Below are 2,905 nucleotides of genomic sequence, written 5' to 3' on the forward strand. Positions count from 1 at the left end.
ACCGGGGACTGGTTCGATCGCGATCCCGGCGCCGTCGTCGCCCTGTTCGCCGGCAGCCTGGACGAGATCCACCTCGTCATGTTCGGGGATCTCGGAAACGGCCGCTGGAAGGCCGCGCCCTGGGACCCGGAGCGCCAGGGCATCGCCTCGTGGCGGTCCGATGAGACGTGGAGGCGCGCAGCCCCGACGGGGAAAGATCAAGAGGCGTGGAGGGGCGCAGCCCCGACGGGGAAAGAACAACAGGCGGGGAGGGCCAAAGGCCCGACCGGGAACGAACAAGAGGCGAGTCCCGGGAACGCCCAGGAAGCGGCGGACATGCCCTGCCCCATCTCGCTGGCGATCCGGGCGCGAGAGCGCTTCCTCGCCCATCACGGCGCCTACCTCTCCACCGCCGGCTATGATTCCCTGGCGGTGATCAACCTGGTCGTCGTGCTGTCACGCGGCAGCATCGTCAACTTCGACGACGTCGCCGCCAGTTGGGACCTGACCGACGTCAGCGTCGCCCGGCTCGATCCGGCGGAGGACGGCATGATCGACGACCTGCCGCTCAGGCGCATCTTCGGGGCCCCGCCCGAGGAGCCGCTCGACCCCTTCGTCATCAAGCGGCTCAAGGAAGGCAGCCGCGCCGCCATGAAGCTGGCGGGCCCGGCCGCGGCGTAGCGGACCGCGGGCGCGCCATGCCACGGCTCCTTTTCAGCGGCACCATCACCACCGGCGCGGTCACCGTGCCGTTCGACGGCGAGTTCCGGATCCCGGGATTCATCGCCGGCGACGTCGGCCTGGACGCCATCCAGCCGGACGCCCCCTGCCCCGAAGCGGTCAAGCAATTCATCGCCACGAACGTAGCCAACATGCCGTGCCACGACACGGCGTGGCAAACGGTCCGCTTCGCCGGCGGCGCCGGCCGCGGGCGCGCCATAGAACGCGGCATCCGCTTCGACAATGGCGCCGTGTTTCAAATCGACCGCGTGACGGTCGAAAGATAAGGCCGTGTGTCGCGACTCCTTCAACCAAGAGGCGCTGAGGGATGAAGGCCGGGTCGGGAAAGAACAAGAGGATGAGGATATCGACGATGACAGCCGATGATTTCAAAGTTTTGCGGGTTGCCGGCACGATGATCGCGGGACCGGTTCGCGTGCCGTTCAGCGTCGCGTTCCGGCCGCCGCGGGCGGTCTTCGCGGGCAACGGCGCGTCGGAGGAGATCAGGCGCGCCATTGTCCCCGAGCTGCCGCTCGATCGCCTGCGCCTCGAGACCAATCCAGACGCCCTCGACGCGCTGATGGCCATGGACCGCCGGACGCCGGTCGACTTCGACATCCAACGCGTGACAATTGAGGGCGGGGCCGCGATGAGCCGCAAAAACCCTACCAGGGACGGTATGCACGCAAAGGGTGCCAATCTGGCACCCTTTGCGGCCCGCGGCCGGCAGACGCCACGAACGGCGACGGAAGTGGCCGAAACAGGGCCAAAACGGGCCCGGACCGGTCTTATGCCAGACCGCCGGTAAATCCCTCCGTTTCCCTGTCATGGACAAGGGCGAGCCTGACCGGGCCGTCGCAAGGACGTGCCTTGCAAACGATCATCCGCTCCAGCTCGTCGATGTAGATGAATTGCAGTTCCCGCTGCCGGAACAGCGCGACGACATCGACATAATGGGTATGGCCGCACCGCTTGCACGTGGCCTCGACGCGCTGATCCCGGTCGATGTCGCGCAACTGAAGCTCGCGTTTCCAGTTCATTACCAGAAATCCTCCGCCTGCGGAATCCGCGTATAGGAAATCTTGCCGCCGGCATGGCCGCCGGGCGGCGGCGTCCACGGGCCGATGCTGAGCACGGTCTTTCCATAGCGGGCATTGAGACGATCCATTGCGGCGCTGAGCGTCTCCCAGCGCCGCCGCTCCCGGTCGTCGTTCAGGAACAGATCGAGCTGCCGTTCGCTCGCCGGAGAAAGGTCGAGCAGCGTCACGCCGATACGGATGATCCTGGCGCTTTCGGGCAAGGCGCGTCTCGCCTGCGTCCACAACGTTTCGAGCGCGACCAGGCAGGCCCGGTCGTCACGCACGGCCGGCAGCGTCCATTGCCCGAACCAGCGGTCCTCGCGCATGGCCAGCCACAGCCACAGGCGCCCGGCAAAAAAGCCCGCGCGGCGCATCCGGCGCGCGGCCTTGACGAGCAACAGGCGCGAGAAGCCGCGCGCGTGCTCCATGCTGCGCAGCGCCGGGGGCAGCACGCGGCCATGTCCGAACATGCCCCGGCGTGAAGGCGGGGTTTTCACGTCGTAGCCGTGCAACGCATACCAGAGGCGTTCCCCGGTGACGTTGTTCCACAGCTTGCGCATCTGTTTGGGCTGGAGCGCCAGCAGGCCCGCCGTGTCGAAGACGCCGGCGCGCGCCAGGCGGCGCTCCATGCGGCTGCCGATGCCGGGAATCTTCGCGAAAGGAACGGGCAGGAGCGGTCCCGGCATGTCTTGCGGCCGCCAGATCGTCACGCCGTCCGGCTTGTTCATCTTGCCGGCGATCTTCGCAAGCTGTCGGTTGGCCGCGAAGCCGATGGAACAGGTGATGTAAGGACCGACATGGTCGCGGATGCGTCTCTTGATCCGGCTGGCCAGGCCCTCGGGATCGCCGATATCCCGCGACTCCAGATCGCAGGTGAGTTCGTCGATGGATTTGACGGCGGCAATGGGAATGACGGCGGCAATCTCGCTTAACAGCGCGTTGTGCGCCCGCCGGTAGAGATCGGGGCTTTGCGGCGCCAGCACCATATCGGGACAGATCCGCAGCGCCTCCGCGACCGCCATCACGTTTTTCACCCCCCGGGCCTTCGCTTCCTTGGAGCAGGCAATGACGCAGGTGGACCGGGTGCCCGCGAACGGCACGATCCCCACGGGACGGCCGCGGAGGCG

General features: G+C 67.3%; 5 protein-coding genes. 3 read left to right on the forward strand and 2 right to left on the reverse strand.

Going from position 1 to position 2,905, the window contains the following annotated elements; all coding sequences use genetic code 11:
• The 3 genes from Q8P46_15120 to Q8P46_15130 all read left to right on the forward strand — a co-directional run.
• A partial coding sequence (locus Q8P46_15120) for a hypothetical protein (GenBank protein ID MDP2621477.1) occupies positions 1-660 on the forward strand: 660 nt, incomplete at its 5' end.
• A gap of 17 nt (positions 661-677) precedes the next feature.
• Entirely contained in the window at positions 678-986 is a 309-nt protein-coding gene (locus Q8P46_15125; GenBank protein ID MDP2621478.1) for a hypothetical protein, read from the forward strand.
• An 86-nt stretch (positions 987-1,072) separates the two neighbouring features.
• Positions 1,073-1,507, forward strand: a complete 435-nt coding sequence (locus tag Q8P46_15130) for a hypothetical protein (protein MDP2621479.1) — start codon at positions 1,073-1,075, stop codon at positions 1,505-1,507.
• Here the strand turns inward: Q8P46_15130 and Q8P46_15135 are convergent.
• Positions 1,488-1,739, reverse strand: a complete 252-nt coding sequence (locus Q8P46_15135; GenBank protein ID MDP2621480.1) for a hypothetical protein — start codon at positions 1,737-1,739, stop codon at positions 1,488-1,490. The genes Q8P46_15130 and Q8P46_15135 overlap by 20 nt on opposite strands.
• On the reverse strand, positions 1,739-2,905 hold a 1,167-nt coding region (locus tag Q8P46_15140; GenBank protein MDP2621481.1), incomplete at its 5' end, for a type VI secretion protein ImpB. The genes Q8P46_15140 and Q8P46_15135, both read right to left, overlap by 1 nt.

The organism is Hyphomicrobiales bacterium, from assembly GCA_030688605.1.
Classification (GTDB): domain Bacteria; phylum Pseudomonadota; class Alphaproteobacteria; order Rhizobiales; family NORP267; genus JAUYJB01.